The sequence below is a fragment of the Nocardioides sp. J9 genome, assembly GCF_007829375.1.
Taxonomy (GTDB): Bacteria; Actinomycetota; Actinomycetes; order Propionibacteriales; family Nocardioidaceae; genus Nocardioides.
In genome coordinates, this window is the sequence record NZ_VLJQ01000033.1 from 1 (window position 1) to 2,594 (window position 2,594).

At 64.9% G+C, this 2,594-nt stretch carries 3 protein-coding genes; 2 read left to right on the forward strand and 1 reads right to left on the reverse strand.

Features of this window, described 5'->3' with window-relative positions; translation table 11 throughout:
- On the forward strand, window positions 1-227 hold a 227-nt coding region (locus L615_RS02965), incomplete at its 5' end, for a transposase (RefSeq protein ID WP_145724064.1).
- Here the strand turns inward: L615_RS02965 and L615_RS02970 are convergent.
- Complete coding sequence (locus tag L615_RS02970; protein ID WP_186449701.1) at window positions 196-861, reverse strand: protein kinase; 666 nt, start codon at window positions 859-861, stop codon at window positions 196-198. The genes L615_RS02965 and L615_RS02970 overlap by 32 nt on opposite strands.
- A 421-nt stretch (window positions 862-1,282) precedes the next feature.
- On the opposite strand from L615_RS02970, the gene L615_RS02975 reads away from it, so the two are divergent.
- Window positions 1,283-2,559, forward strand: a protein-coding gene (locus L615_RS02975) for an IS3 family transposase (protein ID WP_145723976.1) whose coding sequence is annotated in 2 segments (ribosomal slippage) — window positions 1,283-1,634 and window positions 1,634-2,559 — 1,278 coding nt in all. Because the reading frame shifts where the segments join, the coding sequence is not laid out codon by codon here.
- Window positions 2,560-2,594 lie beyond the last annotated feature (35 nt).

A 2,594-nucleotide genomic window follows, 5' to 3' on the forward strand; every position in this document is an offset into this window, starting at 1 on the left:
TGGTCGAGATCACGACACTCGGCCGGACCTTGAAGAAGCGCGCCGCGGACGTGCTCGCCTACTTCGACCGGCCCGGCACCAGCAACGGACCCACCGAAGCGATCAACGGCCGCCTCGAACACCTGCGTGGCTCCGCGCTCGGGTTCCGCAACCTCACGAACTACATCGCCAGGTCGCTGCTAGAGACCGGCGGCTTCAGACCGCAACTACACCCTGGATTGGGATGAGCCGGTAAACCTCCACCAGGTTCGGGTGGCTGAGCCCCTTCATAGTGTCGAACTCAGCTCGAAACCGTTCCAGGTCTCGCTCCGAGATGCCCTTCTTCGCCCGCTTGAGTGCGAACTTGATGCCGTAGTCCGGATCGATGTAGCTGAAGACGTTCGCGTAGCTCCCTGATCCCACCATCTTGAGGTCTGGCTCTGCTTGCTTCGTAAGCTTCACCTTCGTCGAAGAGCGAGTAAAGACGGGGACGTACCGTTCCACCTCTATCGGTTCACGAAAGTCTTCAGGCAGCGGGCTTCCGCCGCTCGGAGACAACCACGGTCGAACCCGCTCGATGACGTCCTCATAGCTCTCCTTGAACTCGACGCCGACCCCGGCCTGAGCCAGTGTGTGGAGGTCCTTCTCGACCCGCCTGAAAAGCTTGATCAACTCTCGGCTCGGATCCGCCCAGTAGTGACGGTTGGTGCTGATCCGACCGTTGATAGATTCGAAGTGCGAGTTGAGCTGGCTGTGGAGCACGCCGAAGAGATGCCCCCACTCGGGGTCGTCCTCATAGAGACGGGCGATTCGCTTTGGAACTGGCTCTGCAGCGTAATCGCTCCGCAGATCGTCCAGCATGTACTCCGCCGCGTTGGCCACCGCTGCCCTCCTTCTACGCCACTCTCATGATCCCCTAGCTGCCTGTAACCGGCACTCTCCTTTTCGGCGCGTCGCCAGCTGAAGCCAAATCGCGCGCGGCAGAACCGAGAATTGTCGTGATCGGCCAAGACCAGCATTAAGGAACCACATACACAGCGCTCGGTCGTGCCGCCTTCGGCGCGGTTGCGCAACTTCGCCATTCCGCCGCGATTGACTGCCGCGGGTCGGAATGTGTGTCGGCGTTGAGGCTGAGGTATCGGAGCTGTGCAGGTTTCGGTGTGTGGTGCCGTCGGGAGCAGCTCTGCGCGGGCTTGATGCCTGGTGTTCACCTCCTTTCTGGGGCGGCACGGGGCCTGACCCCGGATCTTGGACACGCTGAATCCAGCACGTGGTGCTGGGGAAGCGAGATGATCCGAGAATCATGGCCAGGAAGAACTACTCCGAGGAGTTCCGTCGTCAGGCCGTCGACTTGTACGAGTCCACCCCGGGCGCCACGGTCCGCGGCATTGCCGAGGATCTCGGCATCGTCCGCGGCACGTTGCGGCACTGGCTCGAGGTGTACGGGACGGGCAAGAAGACCGCTGCCGACGGGACGTTGACCTCCAGCCCGTTGCAATCGAAGACGACCACGACGAAGAGCTCGCCGGCGCCGGCCGGGGAGACGGCCGAGCAGAAGATCGCCCGGCTCGAGGCGAGGGTGAACGAGCTCGAGGTCGAGACGACCAAGCTGACCACCGAGCGGGAGATCCTGCAGCGGGCGGCCAAGTATTTCGCCGGGGAGACGCGCTGGTGAGTCGCTTCCAGTTCGTCGCCGACAACTCCACCACCTTCGAGGTGAAGCGACTGTGCGAGCTCGTCGAGATCGAGCGCTCCTCCTACTACGCCTGGCTCAAGGCCGCCCCGGCCCGAGAAGCCAGAGCAGCCGACGACGCGGCGCTGGCGGTGCGGATCCGGGCCGTCCACGCGCAGGACAACACCCAGGGGGCGCCGCGGATCACCGCCGAGCTCAACGCTCAACTCGGCGACCACGCGGCGGCCGGTGAGCGGGTGAACCACAAGCGCGTCGCGCGGGTGATGCGGCTGGAGGGCATTCGTGGCTATGTGAAGAAGCGCCGGGTGCGGACCACGATCCCCGAGCCGTCGGGTCAGAAGTACCCCGACCTGCTCAAGCGCGACTTCACCGCCGAGGCACCGAACCAGCGCTACGTCGGGGACATCACCTACCTACCGCTGGCCGACGGGACGAACCTGTACCTGGCGACAGTGATCGACTGCTACTCCCGTCGGGTGGCCGGGTGGGCGATCGCCGACCACATGCGCACCGAGCTCGTCGAGGACGCGTTGAAGGCCGCCGCCGCAACCCGGGGCAGCCTCAAGGGCGCGATCTTCCACAGCGACCACGGGTCGGTCTACACGAGCAAGGACTACGCCAAGCTCGCCAAGTTGCTCGGCGTCACCCAGTCCATGGGCGCCATCGGATCCTCAGCCGACAACGCGCTCGCGGAGTCGTTCAACGCCACGCTGAAGCGCGAGGTCCTCCAGGACGCCGCCTGCTGGCCCGACGAGCCGACCTGTCGCCGGCAGGTCTTCAAGTGGCTCGTCCGCTACAACACACGTCGCCGTCACACCTGGTGCGGCTACCTGTCCCCGTCCACCTACGAGGCCCGTCGGGCCGCTACGCTGCCGACCGCTGCGTAATCACCCACCGTGTCCAAGATCCGGGGGCAGGGCCC